This is a genomic window from Streptomyces sp. ALI-76-A, assembly GCF_030287445.1.
Classification (GTDB): Bacteria; Actinomycetota; Actinomycetes; order Streptomycetales; family Streptomycetaceae; genus Streptomyces.
In genome coordinates this window covers 2,977,927-2,996,130 of sequence record NZ_JASVWB010000002.1, presented here as the reverse complement: position 1 = coordinate 2,996,130, position 18,204 = coordinate 2,977,927, and the positions used below count along the sequence as shown (strand labels likewise).

The following is an 18,204-nucleotide window of genomic DNA, read 5'->3' as shown; positions in this document are numbered from 1 at the left end:
GCGCCGCGCCTCCGTCGTCCTGATGCCACGTCAGTCGATCGCTGTACACGGTACCTATCGGCGGGGCGCGCGGCAGGGGTTACAGCAGGTGGTCGGCCTTTCCGGCCTTAATGTCGGTGATGAGGGTGCGCAGGGCTTCAAGGGAGTCGGTGAGGTATCGGTCCTCTTGGCCGTTGACGGCTATGTAGCCGTTGCCGTCGGCGTCGATGCCGAGGCGGAAGCAGTTGCTCGCATCCTGGCAGAAGGGGGCTTCCCAGCTGATGTCAGACATGGCCACTCTCCTAAAGGCGCCGGGAAATGGTGTGCATGAGATCGAGGGTCTCCTCAGGCTTGAGCGCGATCCTCTGCATCTCGTCGAGTTGCAGACGGTACTTGCACAGATGGGCGCCTGAATAAAGGAATTCTCCTGCCGTGGTGCGATCCAGTTGCACGGTGTCGAGCGAGGGGATCTGTCCGAGGGCGTACAGGATCGCCTGCCCCGAACCGGGGAACGCCCCTGCGGAGAAGGGGATGGCCTGGATTGTGACGTTGTCGCGGTCTGCGGCTGCCATGAGGTGACCAAGTTGATTCCGTAGCACCGCGCGTCCACCGACTTCGATCCGTAGCGCGGCTTCGTGGATGACCAGCACGTAGTCCGGAGCCCCCGGCCGGTCGATGACCTGGTGCCTTTGCACGCGGTGGGCGACTCTGGCCTCGAACTCCTCGGCGGGCAGTGGCGGGATGGCAGCTTGGAAGAGAGCGTGCGCGTATGCCTCGGTCTGCAACTGTCCCGGCATGTGCGTCATCGTGCTGACACGCAAGCCCTGGGCGTGCCACTCCAACTCGGCGATGTCCAGGAATGTCGCGGGCAGGCGGTCGCGATACGCCTCCCACCAGCCGAGCGTGCGGTCGCCGCACATGTCGACCAGTGCATCCACCAGGGCCTGGTCAGTGCACTCATACCGGAAGGCGATGCGCCGGACACGCTCCGGGCTGACGCCATGACGTCCCGCCTCGGTGCTGGTGATCACGGTCCGTTTCGTGTCCAGCAGCACGGCGGCCTGTTCGGTGGACAGTCCCGCCCCTTCCCGTAGCTTGCGAAGCTCTGCGCCCAGACGCTGCTGGCGTGCGGTCGGATTGCTCCTCGGCGGCATGCGTTCCCTCTCGTCGCGTGCGGCTCAGTCTGCCGCGAAGCGAAGTTCCTTCCAACGGACTTCGGGACTTGGTAGCACATGTACCCCCGATGTTCTACTGTGAGTATCGCGCAAGTTACACACCGCAATGCCGGAAGCGCGCCGCGCGAGCATGCCCGTCCGCCCTGGGGCGGGTGTGCCCGCGACCAGGGCGGTAGGCCACCGGCGACCCCAAACCCCTCACAGAGTCGCGGAGTTCGCCATGCCCGAAATCCCTCTCGTCCCTGCCCACTGGCGCTTTCCCGCCCGTCCCGCCTCCGTACGGCGGGCCCGGCACGCCGTCGCCGAATCGCTGCCGGACGTCCTCCGTGCCCAACTCGGCGACGACCTCCGCCTGTTGACCTCGGAGTTGCTCACCAACGCCATCCGTCACGGTGCCTGTGGGGAGGACGGGGACCTCGTTGAACTCGTTCTGTGGCCGGCCGACGGACACTACTGGCTGGCCGTCTCCGACCCGGGTACCGGCAAACCCATTCCGGCCCACCCGGGCCCTGACAGCGAGAACGGTCGGGGCCTGCTCCTCGTCGAGAGCCTCGCCACCGCCTGGACCGTCCGGCCCCGCCCCACGCGCGGAACGTCCGTGATCGCGGGGCTCTCGTTCCATCAGGGAGGCTGACCAGGGGAAGTGGTCGGCAGGGAGGGATGGAGGGCCGGGCGGGTCAGGCCGCGTCGTCGTCGATGTTCTCCTCCCGGCGGATCATTCGCCACGCCGCCCGCCGCGCACTCTGGTTGAGCGACTGCTTGAAGCTGTCGTCGTGGCTGAAGTACTGCCGTCCCATGTCGGCGATGGTGTCGATGTGTTCGGCCATCTTGTCCTCGAAGACCTCATCGAAGACGAGCCCGAAGTTCTCCTCGTCGTTGACGGCGGCGGCGCGGACCTTCGGGTCGGCCTTCGCCTCCGAGAACGGCGTGATCACGTCCTGATCGGTGAAGTCGGTGCCGAACTTGTCGTTGAACTTCTCGATCAGCTCCGACAGCAGCGACTTCTCCTGCTCCTTGGCGCCGCCCCCGCCTTCACCGAAGCCGCGCAGCTCCGCGGCTCCCTCGGCGGTCAGCGCGAGGTCGTGCTGGCCGGTCTTCTGGATGCGCAGGTGGCTGAGGTCGATGTCTCCTATGTCCACGCCGCCGTCTCCGCGTCGTGGCAGGCGGTTGAGCAGGTGGCGGCCGTAGAGGTAGAGGCATTCGAGGTCAGCGTCGCGGTAGGGCACGATCTGCGAGAGGAAGCCGTACTTCCGTACGTAGTCGTTGAGGTCCGCGCGGAACTGCTCGGCGGCCTCGGCGGCTTCCTCGTCGGGGTCGCCGGCCTCGTCCTTGCGGTCCAGGAGCTCAGTGAACCGTCCAACGGCGGGGTCCAGATGCCGGTACAGCTCCGCGTGGAGCTTCTCCCAGCGGGCAGCCGAGCCTGCTGCCTTCTCCTCGGCTGCCAGATAGGCGTCCGCGAACTCCCGCATCTCCTCCTCGACGAGGATGTCGGCCCGCATGACCTGGCTCTGCGCGGTGTAGAGGAGATTGGGGTCGGAGGGAAGGGTGTTCGCCTCCTCGAAGTACGGGCGGAAGGACTCCTTGATGTCCTCGGCGTCGTTGACGAAGTCCAGTACGGCCAGGTCCGCCTGCGACTTGCGGTCGGCGGTGCGGTTCAGCCGGGAGAGTGTCTGGACGGCGCTGATGCCCGCGAGCTTCTTGTTCACGTACATCGTGGTGAGCAGCGGCTGGTCGAAACCGGTCTGGTACTTCTCGGCGACGACCAGGATGCGGTACTCGCGCTGAGTCGCCGTCCCCCCGGTGCGCACGGCCTTGTCGTCCTTGCGCGTGTACGCGAACGCCTTCGGCAGCGCTGACTCGGGGAGGCCGCCGTTCTCCTTCGGCTCGGTGGTCTCCTCGCCGTCGTACGTCAGGCTGCCGGAGAACGCGACCAGGACGCCGGGGTCGGCATACGCGTTGTCGCCGATGTACTTCCTGATGGCGCGGGCCATCTGTACGGCGCTGTGCCGGGAGGCCGTCACCACCATGGCCTTGGCACGCCCGCCGAGCCGTCCGGCGGTGTGCGTGCGGAAGTGTTCGACGATCACTTGCGCCTGTTGCGTCACGGTGGAGTCGTGCGTGAGTGCGTACCGGGCGAGCAGGGGGTTCGCCTTGGACGGGTCCACTTCGCGCTCGGCCGGGTTCTTGTTCACCAACTTCCAGTACGTGTCGTACGTGACGTAGGTGCGCAGGGGGTCGAGGATGAAGCCTTCCTCGATGGCCTGGCGCATCGAGTACGTGTGGAAGGGGACATACGCCGGCTTGCCGTTGACGGTGTCCAGGGTGCCGAAGAGTTCGAGCGTCTTGGCCTTGGGTGTCGCCGTGAACGCGAAGTAGGAGAGGTTGGAGGCCTTGCTGCGCTGGGTGGCTTTCCGGCGGAGCTTGGCATCGGTGCTTGCCGCCGGCGCCTCGGTCGCTCCAGCCTCGTCGGAGTCGGAATCCAGGCCCAGGTCACGCAGCGCCGCGCGGACGGCGGTTGCCGCATCGCCGGACTGCGAGGAGTGGGCCTCGTCCACGATGATCGCGAAGTTGTGACCTTGGATTTCGGTGGGGTTGCGGCGCAGGTAGTCGATGAGGGCGGGGAAGGTGTGCAGCGTGACCGTGATGATCTTTCCGGTCTCACGGGACAGCGCTTTGGCGAGCTGGTCGGACTTCGCGCCGTGCTTCTCGTCGATCTTCACGACAAGACCGGCGGTCTTCTCGAAACTGCCGACTGTCTCGCGCAGTTGGGCGTCGAGATTACGGCGGTCGGTGATGATCACGACCTTGTCGAAGACGGGGACACCGGGCTTGAGTCCGGCGGCCAAGGCGTCGGGGTCGATCTCGGCGGGGTCGGTGGGGGTGTGCAGCGACGACAGGCGGTGCGACAGCCACCCGATGGTGTTCGATTTGCCCGAGCCGGCGGAGGCCATGCCGAGGTAGTTGTGACCAGCACCGTGGCGGGCCGCGTGGTCGGCGAGCTTCTTGACGATGTCCCACTGGTGGTAGCGCGGGAAGATCAGCTTCTTCCGCGTCCGCCCGTCCGGGCCCTTCTCCTTGCTGAGGTGCACGAACCGCTCGATCAGGTCCAGCCAGGTGCCCCGCTCCCAGATCTGTTCCCAGAGGTACGAGGTCGCGTACGTCCCGGGGACGGTGGGCGCAGGGTTCCCGGCTCCGCCCGGCTTCCCCGGCCCCTCCGAGCCCGTGTTGAACGGTAGGAACCGCGTCAGCTTGCCGCGCAGTTCGGGCGCGACGTAGACCACGTCCGTGTCCACGGCGAAGTTCGCGATGACGCGGCGCGCGAAGATCAGCTCAGTGGGGTCCCGCTTGAGTCGGTACTGCTCCTTGGCGTGCTCCGCCCCCTGCCGTGTGAGGGCGTTCTTCAACTCGGCGGTCGCCAGCGGGATTCCGTTGAGGAACAGTGTGAGGTCCAGCTCGTTGCCCTTGTCTGCCTGCCTCGCCGCGTACTGCAACTCCTTGACGAAGGTCAGCCGGTTCGCCCGGTAGTCGTCCAGGACGGCGTCCGACGCGACGAGCGACGGCTTGAAGTAGGCCAGCCTGATCAGGACGCCGTGGTCCTTCACGCCTTTGCGGAGTACGTCCAGCACACCGTCGGTTCCGATCGCCTGATCCACCCGCTTGGCGAACCCGGCCTGGGCGACGTTGGGATCCCCGCCGTAGAGGGCGATCAGTTCGGCCCAGTCGTCGGCCTGGGTCTTGCCGATGAATTCGGTGAGCTGGGAGGTGTCCAGGCCGAGTTGGGGGCGGTAGTCCTGTCGGTTTCCTTCAGACCAACCGCGCTTGAGCAAGGCGGCGACTATTGCGTTTCCAAAGGCTGCTTCATCGTGAACGGGCATAAGCGGTATTCCCCCCGGTTTCCGGTGATTAGACAGGTGATGTCGCGGCAGAAGTTGTCGAAGACATAATTTGGTGCGGACAAGGTCGAGGTCCCGTGTCTTGGGTCAGTCGGGCCTTGCCGTCGCATAACGTCTAGTAATGTACTTGTAGTTGTCTACCTGAATGCGTGCGACGAACGGCGGCCAGAGGTGGGGCGCGGCTGGACTCACGGCGCGATCATTCCTCGATCCCTCGTCCGCTGGCAGAGAACACGTCGATCTGACCGGTGACGGCGGCGGTGATCAGGGCTTGACGCCGTTCGGCGAGGACCGATTTCTGACGCTCCAGTTTGCTGCTTAGGCGCCTCATGGAGTCCTGAATGCGAGCGATCTCCCGGACCAAGTGTTTCCGTTCCTGTGGGTCCGATGGCCAGGTCAGCGCGAAATTGCCCAAGTCTTCCATGCCGAGCGTCGGCTGAGCCGTATCTGTGCTCGTGGCGACGAGGGCTTGCTTGTGGAAGGCGCTCGTGCCGAGCCAGGACTTTACGAGTTCCACCTCCACCTCGGGCATGAAACGCATCGAACACACGGCTCTCGCGATGTTCGCACCAGCCAGGCTCGCGGGGGCGATCGCCGCACGTCCGAGCGTTCCCACAACGCTCATCAGCAGATCGCCCGGCTGTACAACGCTTCTGGCGTACTGCGCTGACAGTTCGCTCGGAATATTGCGCAGGCCGTCGGCCCGCCCCTCCAGGTCCAGAAGGTCGTTGACCCGGATGAACGGGACGCCTTCGTCCGTGAACACCGGAACCAGAACGCCGTATCGCGGGCGCACGGAGAAGAGGTATTTGAGCCGCGTCCGAGTTGCGGATCGTGCCTCTCGGAACGAGAGGTCGAGCATCGCTCGTTCGCGTGCTGCGAGGAGGTTCAACTGCGCGGACCGAGAGGTGTCTAAAGAGTCGATGCGGGCGGTCTCGGCGTCGAGGAAGTCGGCGATGCGGCGCTGCTCTTCTCGGTCGGGGAGCACGATTGGTAGATTGCCAATGTCGGCTGCATTGATGGCTGGAAAGCTCACTCCCACTGACCTGGCAACTACCTCGTCAACGAAGGCTTGAGATTGGCAGTAGTGGGCTAGAAAACGGCTATCGATCTGTGCGCCAGCCTCTAGTATTGCGAACCCAGTCGAGAAGACCAGCGGTGTCGCGAATTCAGGCACGTGAGCAATGGCGCGCAGGTAGGTTCGCACCGTTGATACAGCAACTGCACCAGCTGGCGCAAGGCGTCGAGCCCGTGACGGGGCAGAGCTGAAATTCACCTCCTCGTCGGGAATGTTCACACGTCCGAGGTTATCGACTGAGCCGATGTCGATATATCGAAAACGAAAATTCGGATCCGTGTTTTCGGGGAGCACTTTCCGGTTGATTTGAGTGACATCTTTAATCCTGAGTGAAGTCACTCCGTCACCTCCCCAAGCAGCGCCTGAATCTCGGCCTCCAAGGCATTCAACTCCGCATCGATCTCCGTCAACGGCCGCGGCGGCTTGTAAACGTAGAAGTGCCGAGTGAACGGGATCTCGTAGCCGATCTTCGTCTTGGTGTGGTCGATCCACGCGTCCGGGACATGTGGCAGAACCTCCCGCCGCAGGTACTCCTCCACGTCCTCCTCCAGCGGCACGTCCTCGTAGTCCCGCAGTTCCGGGTCCGGTTCCGGCCCGCCCTTGATGCGCTGGACCTCGCCCTCCGGGTCGCGGACGCCGACCGCCTCCCGCAGCGCCTTGCCGAACGGCGCGCCTGTTGGCCACATCAGGCCGGCCGCGACGATCGCGTCCTTCAGGTCGATCCACGCGTCGGACTTCGTCGTCCAGGACTTGCCGACCAGCGGGCGCAGCGCCTCCGCGAACGCCTCTGCGTCCGTGGCCCGTGCGATCGGCTTGGACGCGGTGATGGCCGTCAGCGTCTCCTCCGTCACCTCGAAGCGGAGCTTCAGCGGCCGTTCGACGGTGATCCGGTGGTACCCGAAGTCCTGGTTGCGGAAGACCTTGATCTTCCCGGCCCGGTCGGCCAGGTCGTGCCCGCCGCCCTTCTCCGCCGCGTCGACGACCGCCAGCGCCTCCGTGTAGAGCCGCGTGATCTCGGAGATGTGCTGCTCGCCCAGTTCCTTGCGCTTGTCGCCGAGCGACTTCCGCATCTTGCGCCAGTAGTCGCGCGCGTCCAGCAGCACGACCTTGCCGCGCCGGTCCCTGGCCTTGCGGTTGCTCAGCACCCAGAAGTACGTGGAGATGCCGGTGTTGTAGAAGAGCTGGTCGGGTAGGGCGACGATGCCCTCCAGCCAGTCATTCTCGAGGATCCACTGCCGGATCTTGGACTCACCCGACTCCGCCGCCCCCGTGAACAGCGGGGAGCCGTTGAAGACGATGGCGATCCGGCTGCCGCCCGCCCCCGACGCGTCCACCGGCTTCATCTTCGAGATCATGTGCTGAAGGAAGAGCAGCGACCCGTCGTTGATGCGTGGCAGGCCGGCGCCGAACCGCCCACTGTCGCCCAGGTGTTCGTGTTCGTACTCGACCGCGTCCTTGACCTTCTTCCACTCCACGCCGAACGGCGGATTGGCCAGCAGGTAATCGAAGGTGGTGGGCGTGTTCTTGTCCCTCTTGGAGTCGTCGCTGCTGAAGCCGTCGTCGCTGAAGGAGTTGCCGAACTTGATGTTCTCCGGGTCCTGACCCTTGATCATCATGTCTGACCTGCAGATGGCCCAGGACTCGGGGTTGAGTTCCTGTCCGAAGACCTTGACCGTGGCGTCCGGGTTATGGGCGGTGATGTGCTCCTCGGCCGCGCTGAGCATGCCGCCGGTCCCGCAGGCCGGGTCCATGACCGTGCGGACGGTGCCCGGCAGGGCCAGCGCGTCACTGTCCGGGGCGATGAGCAGGTTGACCATCAGCCGGATGACTTCCCGAGGCGTGAAGTGCTCACCGGCCGTCTCGTTGGACTGTTCGGCGAAGCGCCGGATCAGCTCCTCGAAGACGTATCCCATCTGGTGATTGGTGACGATTTCGATCGGCTTGCCGTACTCGTCGAGCACGACATTGCCTTCTGCGTCCCTCTTCACCGGCCGTAGGTCGAGGTCGGCGAACCGTCCGACCACCTGGTACAGCAGGTCTGCCGCGTCCAGCCTCTTGATCTGCTGGGCGAAGTCGTACCGCTCCAAAACTTCCCTGGCGTTCGGGGAGAAGGCGCCGTAGTACTCGTTCAGGTACTTCGCCGCGTGAGTGGCGTCGCCCGCGATGGCCTTCAGCGTGTAGGTGCTGGTGTTGTAGAAACTGTGGCCGGACGCTTTGCGCAGGAAGCGGTCGGGGTTGATGTCCTGGCCCTGGTAGCGGGCGGCGACTTCCAGGACCTTGTCCTTGGTCGGCGCGAGGACACACTCCAGGCGCCGTAGCACAGTGAACGGCAGGATCACCTTGCCGTAGTCGGACTGCTTGTAGTCGCCGCGCAGGAGGTCGGCTACCGACCACGCATGGTTCGCCAGTTCCGTGTGCTTACTGCTGTTCAACGCTGTCCTTCCGAAGTTTCGCCGTCCCAGAGGGACGGGAGAGGTCAAGTCTGGCCGCTCGCGGCGCCGGGCCGCACGTTTCACGCCGATCCGTGACCGCGCGGCAACAGAGCGCCGCCGGTGAGTCCGGTGCTGAGGAGACGTGTGACGTCCTCGGCGGCTCGGTCGGCACGGCGCGCGGCGGTACGCAGTTCGTGCAGGCTGCGGAAGGCGGCGCCGTAGCGCTGCTGCTCCGCGAGCGGGAGCAGGGGAACGCGTAGCCGCCGGGGGTCCACCCGGATGATGGATGTGCCGGTGGCCGCGGCGTTGACGTTCTGCTCCGCCGCGAGGAACCCGGCCAGGAACCAAGGATCGAGCCGACGTTGGTCCGGGCGGAAGAGCAGCAGATGGGGCCCCAGGAAGCATCCTGTCTCGTCCGGCTCGACGACCCGGGCCACGGCCGTGCGTCCCACGCGGAGGAGCTCTGTGAGAAGCACGTCACTTGCCTGGACCGAGGAGAGGACGACGTCGGCGGGCAGGTCCGCTTCCGTTCCGGAGGCGGGCCGGTTCTCGAAGACGTCGGCAGCCGTGAGCGTCGGTCGTGCGCCGGATTCCGCTTCGGGCCGGGGCTGCGGTTGGCCGCTACGGGTCCGGCGGCCCGGGGGCGCGGTGTGGAGCAGACTGAGTGCGCCGCCGCGCAGAAGGTCCGAAACCGTTGCGGTGCGCCAGTCGCGGGGCTGGTCATCGGCCGGCGGCCAATCGCCGTCGGTGCTGAGGCCGACCAGGTCTGTTGCCGTTCGACGGAGTTGGTCGTACAGCTCCGATGCCTGCCGGGCCAGCAGGGCGGGACGCAGTGCTTGTTGGGAAGCCGTCCGGATGCGGCGGGCCGGGGTTAGGTCCACGGCTTCGTCCAGGAGGTCGGTGACCGGCATGGCGGCGGCGATCCCCGGGGCTCCGGTGAAGCCGTCCTGGCTGGCGAGGTAGGGCCGCCACACCGAGAGCACGGTGTTGTCGATGGTGGCCCAGTCCAGATCCCGGCTCTCGGAAGGGGACGCATCGACGAGCAGGATCGTCCCCGGGGCTTCAGCCTGCGGATCGGGCCGTTCCAGCACCCACAGGTGCAGGCCGATGTGGAGCGGGGTGGCCGCGCCCTGGGGAAGCGAGACGACCGCGCGGAGGGCTCCGTCGCGTACGAGCTGAGCCCGGATGCGCCGGCCGGCGGTGCGCTCGGCGACGGCGGGCGGCATGAGCAGTACGGCACGGCCCCCAGGCGCGAGATGGGCCAGGCAGTGCTGGACCCAGGCGAGTTCGGGCTCGCCCTTGGGAGGCACGCCGTAGGCCCAGCGTTGGTCGTAGGCCAGGTCATGGTGTCCCCATTCACGGACCCCGTATGGGGGATTGCACAGGACGGCGTCCGCGGTGAGGCCCTTGAAGGCGTCGGAGCGCAGGCTGTCTCCCGTACGTACGGTGATGGCCGTCTCGGGTGCGCTCAGCCGGAGCCGCACGGCGGCCTGGGCGGCCTGGGCGGCGAGGATGTCTTGGCCGTGAAGTTCGCTCGCCCCTGCGGATGCCGCCGCGGCGAGCAGCGATCCGGTGCCGCACGCGGGGTCGAGAACGCTCACGGGGAAAGCACCCGTGCTGTCGGTCAGGAGCCGAGCCATGAGGTCGGCCAAGGGACGCGGCGTGAGGTAGGTGCCGGTGCCCCCCGTGTCCTCCAGCAGGCGTTCGGCCAGGACATCCGTCGCAGCCTCGGCGCCGTCCGCGACGACGCACTGCAGCAAGGCCCTCAGCGGCCCCGCCGCCTGGGAGGTGTATACGGCGTCTTCGGTTCCCGGGAAGCCCTTGGCCCCGTCGTCCGCAGCTGACCGCACCCATCGCAGCAGTGCGTCGTCACGCAGTGCGGGAAGGGCTTCGCGCTCTCCCCGGTTCAGCCGGGCAGCCGCGAGCACCACAGGGAGCAGGTGCAGGGCCAGTTCGGCGTCGCCGGGGTGGGTGCGCAGCGCGGTGCGAAGCCGGTCCGCAGGTGTGTCCTCGGGGAGTTGGCCACGGGCCGAGAGCCACGCGCGCACGGCGTCGAGGTCGTAGGTGGGGCTGGTGTCCGTGCCTCCCGCAGGGGCCGGAAAGTCTGGGTGCCGACGACGCCAGTTGCTCACCGTGGCGCGGGTGACTCCGGCCAGCCGGGAGATGTCGGCGGCGGTCACGAAGGCACTGGCCTGCTGATTCATGGGCTCCTGCCGGGTGACGTGGGGGCGGGCATGCTGGACGGCTTCACTCTATACCGACATCTAACTGATGTGAACCGTTTGACAGTGCTTTCAGTTATCGCTCTACTTGTTGTGCTTTCACTTGGCTTCCCGGCTTTCCCGGGTCTCCCGGGCTGCCCCCTGCTCACAAACGTCGAATGGAGCGGCACCATGGCCACCAGCACCTCCGGCACGTCCAAGCGCACCCTGTACCGGCTCACGGGTGTCGCTCCCACGGTCGACGCGATGTTCGACGTCCTCGACCCGGATCGGCTCGAAGCCGTTGATGCGGAACTGCACGTCCCGGAGGAGCGGTTGGGAGTTCCTGCGCTGCTGGTCACCGGCAGCTTCGAGCAGCCCGTCGCGAGCTGGTGCGGCGAGATCAACCGCACGACCGGGTGCGAGGTGTCGCGGCCGGTGAACCGGTCGGCCGGGCTGCTGATGCTCGTGGTCGACGGCGAGGTGTATGCCATCGGCTACGACCAGGGCTTCCGTCTGGTGCCCGACCGGGTCAAGGACCGGCGGTTCGGGCTCAGTTTCGTGATCCGCAGGGTGGACCCCGCCCAGATCCGGGACATGGTCGCCCACACGCCGGGCGGTGGCCGGACCGACATCACCCTCGTGCCCGGCGGCGCTCCGGTCTGGAGCCTGGGTGTCCAGGAGCACGCGCAGATCGTGCGGCGGCTGGGCGGTCGGCTGGACGGGATCCAGTTGACGATCGCGCAGAACGACCGTACGAAGATCTCCAGCGTCGAGGGCGGTACCGGGCTGCGGATGCACCTCGGTATCGACGCAGCGGATCTGGTCGCCGACATCCGGGCCATCGCCCGTGTCATCCGGGACGAGGCCCCGGCTCCGGAACTGGAGTTCGTCGAGCACATCGTCCCCGTCAAGGACGCCGAACTCGTCACGCGACTGGAGGAGCGGCTCGACGACATGCTGGGCCAGGTACCGGACGGACGTATCGCGGTCGCCGTCCCGTCCGATCGCTGGGACGACTACGGCGCCGCCCAGGCGTTCGCCATCAAGGTGCACAGCCCGGAGGCGCGCCTCACCGATGACTTCAGTCTGGAGTACGTCCTCAACCGGGCCCGCGTGCAGAGGGCGGGAACGCGCTTCGCCGCGCTCCGGGACGGCACCGTCACCCTCTACGCGCACACCCGGGCGGAGAAGGGTGACGTCATCTGGACCTCGAGCGTGCTGCGGTGGATCGAGGCGGAGGTGGCGCTCGGTGCCCGCCGGTTCTTCCTGCTGGACGGGCAGTGGTACGAGATCGGTGAGGCGTACCTGGAGGCCATCCGTTCGCAGGTGGAGCGGCTCATCACCGACACGCCCTCCATCGACCTTCCGGCCTGGGCGCTCGGGGACAAGGAGCGGGACTACAACGAGTCGGTGCCCGACCTGCGGCCCGGGTACGTCTGCTTCGACCGCGACAACGTCCGGACGGCGCTGCACCGGGCCAACGGCGTGGAGATCTGCGACCTGCTGAGCCCGGACAACGTCCTGGTCATGGTGAAGCGGGCCAAGGGTTCCGACGCGCTGAGTCATCTGTTCGGCCAGGCCGTCGTCGCCGTGCAGTCCTTGTTGCACTCCCCAGAGGCAATGGACAAGTTCGCTCGCAAGGTGGCTACCGCCCGGCCTGGCAGGGCGCTGCCGGAAGGCTTCCGGCCTAGGAAGGTTACTTTCGCGATCCTGCTGAAAACCGGAACCGACCTCACCGCCGACACGCTCTTCCCGTTTTCGCAGGTCACTCTCGTGCAGACGGCCAAGATCCTTGAGGCGTGGGGCGTCGCAGTCGAGGTCACCGGAATTCGGGCTGAGACGGTGGCTCCGCGCCGGGCAGGAATCCGCCACTTGGCCGCGTAGCAGGCCCGTCTCATACATCCATGAGTAACTGAGATCACACGTACCAACCACGAACCGATGAGCTTCTCCCGCGCGAGGACATACCCACCCACCCGCGATCTCTTGTCCACTGAGTCCCCTCTTCTGCTGAAGCTCCGCTCCGCGCCGCCGTTGATGTTGAGGACGTGCACACGAGGCGTGGTCGCACCGCTATGTCCCCCCGCCCTCAGCCCCCCTCCCCCGCACCCCCCGAACCCCCGCCGTCCGCCCCACCGAAGCCGCCAGCTTGCGCAACCGGCGCCAGTTGAACGGAGGCTGGGGTTCCGGGACGCCGGGGCGGGTGCGGGGGACGCGGACGCGTAGGGCGGCGGGGGCGATGCGGCAGTGCACCGGGGTGGTGAGGGTCGTGGCCTCGCCGTCGAGGCCTGCCTCGATCTGCGGGGCGTCGGCGTCCACGACCACCTCGGGGGCGGTCAGGACCGTCAGGCCCGCCGGGTCGGGGTCCAGGAGCAGGCCCGCCGCCTCGGCCGCGCTGTCCACCCTGAGGCCCAGGACGCCGAGCAGGCCGGTGTCCAGGCGGGCGCGGCGGCCGAAGCCGGTCGGGTCGGCCGTGCCGTACGGGTTGTTGCTCACCAGCACGGCCTGCGGTGCGGTGAGCGTCGTGTCCCCGGCACGGGCGGTCAGTTCCGGGCCGCGCCGGCGGGTGAGCAGGTCGGGCAGGAGCTCCCAGGTGGTGCCGATCTTGTCGCCGCGGTAGTGGGGATCCTGGACGACGGCCGCGTACGCGCCGAAGGAGGCGTTGTTGACGAACGGGTGCCCACCGGCGAAGCCGAGGTCGACGTGGAGTTCCACGCCGTCGGTGAGCGCGTCGAGGCAGGCGGCGGGGTCGTCGCGGTCCAGGCCCAGGTCCATCGCGAAGTGGTTGCGGGTGCCGGCGCTGATCACGAGGAACGGCAGGCCGTGTTCGGCGGCGACCGCCGCGACGAGCGCCTGGGTGCCGTCGCCGCCCGCGACCCCCAGCAGATCCGCGCCGTTCGCGACGGCCGCCCGGGCCAGCGCGGTGACGTCCTGATGGCGTTCGGGGTCCAGCAGGACCACGTGCGCGCCGAGCCGCTCGGCCTTCTCCCGCAAGCCGAACGCGGCCACCTTGCCGCCGCCGGAGCGCGGGTTCATCAGGAGGAACGGGCGCCGGGGCGGGGGCGTGCGGTGTTCCCGCATGCGGCGGGTGCGCTGTCCGGTGCTGCGCAGGGCGTACCGGCCGGACCAGAGGGCCACGCCCCACAGCAGCAGCCACACCGGGAGGACCCACAGCAGGGTCGTCGTGAGCAGGACGACGACGGCCACGGGGGTGGCCACCGCGAGCAGTGCCGCCGCCCAGCGGACGACGCCCCGGCGGGTCAGCGTCCACCACAGGGCCGCCGCCGTGAGCGCCGCGCCCGCGACCCCGGCCAGCAGCAGCAGGACGCCGTCCACACCGCCGTAGGCCGGCGGCAGCAGGACGGCGAGGGCCGCCGCGGTCAGGGAGGCCCTCGCCGCCCACTGCTGTCCGCGATGGTCCCCGCCGAACATGTCCACCGCCATGATCCCCTCCGCCTGTCGGCGGACATCGTAGGGACCTGAGCCCGTGGCGCAGTAATCGAGCGGCCGGCCGGAGCGTCGCCGCTACGACGCGATCCCCTCCGGCGCCCGCCACGACCCCGCCGTCCGAGGCGCCGTCGCGTGCCTCCAGCGGGCGAGCGGGATGACCGGGGCCGGGGTCGCGTTCTCCTCGGCCTGGCGGAAGAGCAGGGAGAGGACCACCGTCACCGCCGCCAGTTCCTCCGGGGTCGGCGAGCCCGAGACGACTTTCCACAGGGTCTCTTCGACGGACGTCGGGTGTGACATCGGGTGTGACATCAGGTCTCCTGTCGATCTCGATCGTGAGGCTGGGGGCGGACGGGGGGACGTGCGGGACGTACCGGACGTGCGGGACGTGCGGGACGGCCGGCCCCGGGGGATGTGGACCGGCCGCCCGGTTCGGGGGGAGGGAGGGGAGGGGGCCCGGCGCTCAGGGAGTCGCCGGTCCCCGCCCCTGCCCGGTGGGGGTCAGGTCGCCACCGTCACCTTCGGCGCCGCCGCGGAGTCGTGCGCCGCCGACGCCTCCGCCTCGGCCGCCTCCGCCTCCGCCGCCGCGCCCACCGGGCGCAGACCGCTCGGGATCAGCATCGAGGCCACCGCCGCCGCGAGGACCACGACCGCGCCGACCCACACCGCCGGGATCATGCCGTCGACGAAGTGCTGCGGGGTCTCGTAGCCGCCCTGGGCCGCGAAGACCGCCGCCAGTACGGCCACACCCAGCACACCGCCGAGCTCACGGCCCGCGTTGTTCACGCCGGACGCGATGCCCTCCTGGTCGCGGCGGACCGAGGAGAAGACCATGTTGACGACCGGGGCGTAGAAGAGGGACATGCCGACGCCGAGCAGGGCGAACGGTGCCACCAGCGAGCCGTAGCCGACCGTGGGGGTGGCGACCAGGGCGAACCAGCCGAGGCCGATGGACTGCAGGACGAAGCCGATCGCGAGGATGTTGCGGCCGCCGAGGCGGTCGGACAGGACGCCGGCCACGGGGGCGACGAGCATCGGCATCGCCGTCCAGGGCAGGGTCCGCAGGCCCGCCTCCAGCGGGGAGTAGCCCTGTGCCGTCTGGAGGAACTGCGCGACCAGGAAGATCGCGCCGAACATGCCGAAGTACATCAGCACCGAGGCCAGGTTGGTCATCGAGAACGCCCGGCCGCGGAACAGGCCCAGCGGCATCATCGGGTGCTCGACGCGGTTCTCCCAGACCAGGAAGGCGACGATCAGCGCGCCGCCGCCGATGAAGCCGGCCAGCACCTCGCCCGAGGTCCAGCCGATCGCGCCGCCGCGGACCAGGCCGAGGACCACGCCGAACAGGCCGATGCTGAGCAGTGCGGTGCCGGTCAGGTCGAGCTTGGTGCTGGCGCCCCGGCTCTCGGCGAGCCAGATCTTCGACAGGGGGATCAGGACCAGGCCCAGCGGCACGTTGATCCAGAAGATCCACTGCCAGGACGCGCCCTCGACGATCGCGCCGCCGACCACCGGGCCGAGCGCGATGGCCAGGCCGGCGACCGCGCCCCAGGCGCCCAGGGCCGCGCCGCGCTTGGCGGGCGGTACGGCGGCCGAGAGCAGGGTCAGGGTCAGCGGGACGACGATCGCGCCGCCGATGCCCTGGACGGCACGCGCCAGGATCAGCTGGTCGGCGGTCTCGGACATGGCGGCCCCGGCCGAGGCCAGGGTGAAGATCGCCGTACCGATCATGAACAGCCGGCGCCGGCCGAAGCGGTCGCCCAGTGCGGAGCCCGTCATCAGGAAGACGGCGAACGTCAGGGTGAACGCGTTGACCGTCCACTCCAGTTCGTCGAGCCCGGCGTTCAGGTCGTCACGGATCGCGGGGAGGGCGGTGGTGACGACGAGGTTGTCGAGGGAGGTGATGAACATCGCCACGGCGGCGATGACGAACGTACGGACGGGATGGCCCTGTGTCTGGGCACTCATGGTTCGTCCTCTCACATGTCGCGCAGGAAATCCCTGGCTTGCCGGAGAATGCGGTTGCGGGTGGGGCCGATGGAGCCGCGCGGCATGGCGAGAGCCGCGCTGATCGCGTCGTAGCTCATGGGGGGATCGCGGAGCAGCAACCCCAGCAGAGCCTGGTGCTGTGCCGGCAGATGCCGGAAGGCCAGCCGGGCCAGATCGCCCTCCGCCCTGTTCAGGACGGTCTCTTCCGGGGTGGCCTGGTGCCCGGTCTCGTGGGTGAATTCCGAAAGGTCGTCGACGAGGTGGTACTTGACGCCGTTGCCCGACACCTTGAGCGCCTCACGGCGGGCCGTGGTGACGATCCAGGCGCCGAGCCTGGCCGGGTCGTTCAGCGCGCCGATGTTCTCGATGACGCGCAGCCAGGTGACCTGGCAGACGTCCTCGCAGTCGGCGGGCCGGAGCCCGTGCGAGCGGGCCACCGTCCAGACGATCGGGCGGTACCTCGTGATGAGGCGTCCCCAGGCCGCCTGGTCGCCCGCGCGGCACGCGTCCACCAACTGGGCGGGCAGCTCGGCCACTTGGGCCCGGGCGGTCGTACCGGCCACGTCGATTCCTCCTTCGCCACTCCCCACGGGGACCTGTTGAACTCCCTTGTCCCACAGTCGAGTAGCAGTCGACTGGACCGGCGGTCGCCCGGAAGTGCACCGGGGGTAGCGGCCCGGCGGGTGGGAGCGAAACGACGCGTATGGCCGGTATCCGCACGCCGGTTCGGGGCCTCTGTCGGGTGACGGTCGCCCCGCCCGTCCGGCTCGCCGGAGGTGGTGCGCGACGCACCGAGAGGGGAATCACGAATGATCACGGATGAGTACGCCCGGACCCTCGCGTCCGTCAACGACCGGATCCGGGACCTCAAGGACAGCGGCTTCTACACCTTCGAAATGCCCTTCACCGCCGCTCCCGGCGGCCGGTCGGAGATCGACCACCGCGAGGTCATCATGCTGACCAGCGGCAACTACCTCGGTCTGGCCGGGCACCCGGAGATCAACAAGGCGGTCAAGGACGCCCTGGACACCTATGGCTCGGGTGCCTGCGGGGCCCGCCTCAACAACGGCACCACCGTGCTCCACCTGGAGCTGGAGGAGAAGCTCGCCGAGTGGATGGGCACCGAGGCGGCCATCACCTACAGCTCGGGCTACATGGCCAACCTCGGCACGATCTCCGCGCTCTGCGACAGCGACACGATCGTCATCACCGACCAGATCAACCACATGAGCATCCTCGACGGCTGCCGGCTGGCCGAGGGCGCCGTGAAGATCTTCGCGCACAACTCCATGGAGAAGCTGGAGTACGTCCTCAAGCGCAACGCCGACGCCAAGAAGAAGTTCGTCGTCGTCGACGGCGTCTACTCGATGGACGGCGAGATCGCGCCGCTGGACGACATCCACCGGCTCACCGAGCAGTACGGCGCGATGCTCATGGTCGACGAGGCGCACGGCACCGGGTTCCTCGGCGACAACGGCCGGGGCGCCGGCGAGCACTTCGGCATCGTCCCCGACATCACCATGGGCACCTTCAGCAAGACCCTCGGCGGCGTGGGCGGATTCGTCACCGCGAGCCACGACATCGTCGAGTTCCTGCGCCACTCCGCGCACGCCTACATGTTCAACGCGAGCCTGCCCGCGCCGACCGTGGCCGGCGTGCTCAAGGCCCTGGAGCTGATGCGCCGCGAGCCGTGGCGCACCGAGAAGCTCTGGGAGAACACCATGCGCTTCCGCTCCGGACTCATCCGCGCCGGCTTCGAGGTGCTGGGCAGCGTCACGCCCGTCATCCCGATCCTCATCGGCGACGACGAGACCGCGCTGCGCATGTCCAAGGAACTGGTGGACGACGGCCTCTACATCTCCGGCGCGATCTTCCCGGCCGTGCCCAAGGGCCGCGCCCGCTTCCGGGCGACCGTCACCGCCGCCATGACCACCGAGGACGTGGACCGCGCCGTCGAACTCCTGGCGGACGCCGCCCGGCGGCACAACGTACTGGCCTGAGGGGACA

Annotated in this window: 13 protein-coding genes; 3 read left to right on the top strand and 10 right to left on the bottom strand. The window is 68.2% G+C overall.

Features of this window, described 5'->3' with window-relative positions:
• Positions 1-79: 79 nt before the first annotated feature.
• The gene (locus QQS16_RS14425; RefSeq protein WP_286062061.1) at positions 80-271 is read right to left on the bottom strand and encodes a hypothetical protein; all 192 of its coding nucleotides are present in this window, start codon (positions 269-271) and stop codon (positions 80-82) included.
• Positions 272-281: 10 nt separating this feature from the next.
• On the bottom strand, positions 282-1,133 hold the full coding sequence (locus tag QQS16_RS14420; protein WP_286062060.1) for a helix-turn-helix domain-containing protein: 852 nt from the start codon (positions 1,131-1,133) through the stop codon (positions 282-284).
• 241 nt (positions 1,134-1,374) lie between these two features.
• On the opposite strand from QQS16_RS14420, the gene QQS16_RS14415 reads away from it, so the two are divergent.
• Positions 1,375-1,788: an ATP-binding protein gene (locus QQS16_RS14415; RefSeq protein WP_286062059.1), complete on the top strand. Its 414-nt coding sequence runs from the start codon at positions 1,375-1,377 to the stop codon at positions 1,786-1,788.
• A 43-nt stretch (positions 1,789-1,831) separates the two neighbouring features.
• Here QQS16_RS14415 and QQS16_RS14410 read toward each other — a convergent pair whose 3' ends face one another.
• The 4 genes from QQS16_RS14410 to QQS16_RS14395 all read right to left on the bottom strand — a co-directional run bounded on the left by QQS16_RS14410 (position 1,832) and on the right by QQS16_RS14395 (position 10,761).
• The gene (locus tag QQS16_RS14410; RefSeq protein ID WP_286062058.1) at positions 1,832-5,029 is read right to left on the bottom strand and encodes a type I restriction endonuclease subunit R; all 3,198 of its coding nucleotides are present in this window, start codon (positions 5,027-5,029) and stop codon (positions 1,832-1,834) included.
• A 217-nt stretch (positions 5,030-5,246) separates the two neighbouring features.
• Positions 5,247-6,464 (bottom strand): restriction endonuclease subunit S, encoded by a 1,218-nt coding sequence (locus QQS16_RS14405; protein ID WP_286062057.1) that lies wholly within the window; start codon positions 6,462-6,464, stop codon positions 5,247-5,249.
• Positions 6,461-8,557, bottom strand: a complete 2,097-nt coding sequence (locus QQS16_RS14400; protein ID WP_286062056.1) for a type I restriction-modification system subunit M — start codon at positions 8,555-8,557, stop codon at positions 6,461-6,463. The genes QQS16_RS14405 and QQS16_RS14400 overlap by 4 nt, the downstream gene beginning before the upstream one ends.
• An 80-nt stretch (positions 8,558-8,637) precedes the next feature.
• Complete coding sequence (locus tag QQS16_RS14395) at positions 8,638-10,761, bottom strand: N-6 DNA methylase (protein WP_286062055.1); 2,124 nt, start codon at positions 10,759-10,761, stop codon at positions 8,638-8,640.
• Positions 10,762-10,950: 189 nt separating this feature from the next.
• Here QQS16_RS14395 and QQS16_RS14390 point away from each other — a divergent pair, with 189 nt between their 5' ends.
• A complete protein-coding gene (locus QQS16_RS14390) occupies positions 10,951-12,645 on the top strand; it encodes a TIGR04141 family sporadically distributed protein (RefSeq protein WP_286062054.1) in 1,695 nt (564 codons plus the stop codon).
• A gap of 189 nt (positions 12,646-12,834) precedes the next feature.
• On the opposite strand, the gene QQS16_RS14385 is transcribed toward QQS16_RS14390, so the two are convergent.
• From QQS16_RS14385 to QQS16_RS14370, 4 genes are all read right to left on the bottom strand, one after another.
• A complete protein-coding gene (locus tag QQS16_RS14385) occupies positions 12,835-14,205 on the bottom strand; it encodes a diacylglycerol/lipid kinase family protein (protein WP_286062053.1) in 1,371 nt (456 codons plus the stop codon).
• An 81-nt stretch (positions 14,206-14,286) separates the two neighbouring features.
• A complete protein-coding gene (locus QQS16_RS14380) occupies positions 14,287-14,520 on the bottom strand; it encodes an acyl-CoA carboxylase subunit epsilon (protein ID WP_286062052.1) in 234 nt (77 codons plus the stop codon).
• Between the two features lie 189 nt (positions 14,521-14,709).
• Positions 14,710-16,176: a DHA2 family efflux MFS transporter permease subunit gene (locus tag QQS16_RS14375; RefSeq protein ID WP_286062051.1), complete on the bottom strand. Its 1,467-nt coding sequence runs from the start codon at positions 16,174-16,176 to the stop codon at positions 14,710-14,712.
• An 11-nt stretch (positions 16,177-16,187) separates the two neighbouring features.
• Positions 16,188-16,760, bottom strand: a complete 573-nt coding sequence (locus QQS16_RS14370) for an RNA polymerase sigma factor (protein WP_286062050.1) — start codon at positions 16,758-16,760, stop codon at positions 16,188-16,190.
• A 246-nt stretch (positions 16,761-17,006) separates the two neighbouring features.
• On the opposite strand from QQS16_RS14370, the gene QQS16_RS14365 reads away from it, so the two are divergent.
• Complete coding sequence (locus tag QQS16_RS14365) at positions 17,007-18,197, top strand: aminotransferase class I/II-fold pyridoxal phosphate-dependent enzyme (RefSeq protein ID WP_286062049.1); 1,191 nt, start codon at positions 17,007-17,009, stop codon at positions 18,195-18,197.
• Positions 18,198-18,204: the final 7 nt, after the last annotated feature.

Excerpts from the sequence above, each read along its gene's own strand:
- QQS16_RS14420 (WP_286062060.1), bottom strand. The coding sequence starts at position 1,133 with ATGCCGCCGAGGAGCAATCCGACCGCACGCCAGCAGCGTCTGGGCGCA.
- QQS16_RS14425 (WP_286062061.1), bottom strand. The coding sequence starts at position 271 with ATGTCTGACATCAGCTGGGAAGCCCCCTTCTGCCAGGATGCGAGCAAC.
- QQS16_RS14375 (WP_286062051.1), bottom strand. The coding sequence starts at position 16,176 with ATGAGTGCCCAGACACAGGGCCATCCCGTCCGTACGTTCGTCATCGCC.
- QQS16_RS14390 (WP_286062054.1), top strand. The coding sequence starts at position 10,951 with ATGGCCACCAGCACCTCCGGCACGTCCAAGCGCACCCTGTACCGGCTC.
- QQS16_RS14365 (WP_286062049.1), top strand. The coding sequence starts at position 17,007 with ATGATCACGGATGAGTACGCCCGGACCCTCGCGTCCGTCAACGACCGG.
- QQS16_RS14380 (WP_286062052.1), bottom strand. The coding sequence starts at position 14,520 with ATGTCACACCCGATGTCACACCCGACGTCCGTCGAAGAGACCCTGTGG.
- QQS16_RS14385 (WP_286062053.1), bottom strand. The coding sequence starts at position 14,205 with ATGGCGGTGGACATGTTCGGCGGGGACCATCGCGGACAGCAGTGGGCG.
- QQS16_RS14410 (WP_286062058.1), bottom strand. The coding sequence starts at position 5,029 with ATGCCCGTTCACGATGAAGCAGCCTTTGGAAACGCAATAGTCGCCGCC.
- QQS16_RS14395 (WP_286062055.1), bottom strand. The coding sequence starts at position 10,761 with ATGAATCAGCAGGCCAGTGCCTTCGTGACCGCCGCCGACATCTCCCGG.
- QQS16_RS14415 (WP_286062059.1), top strand. The coding sequence starts at position 1,375 with ATGCCCGAAATCCCTCTCGTCCCTGCCCACTGGCGCTTTCCCGCCCGT.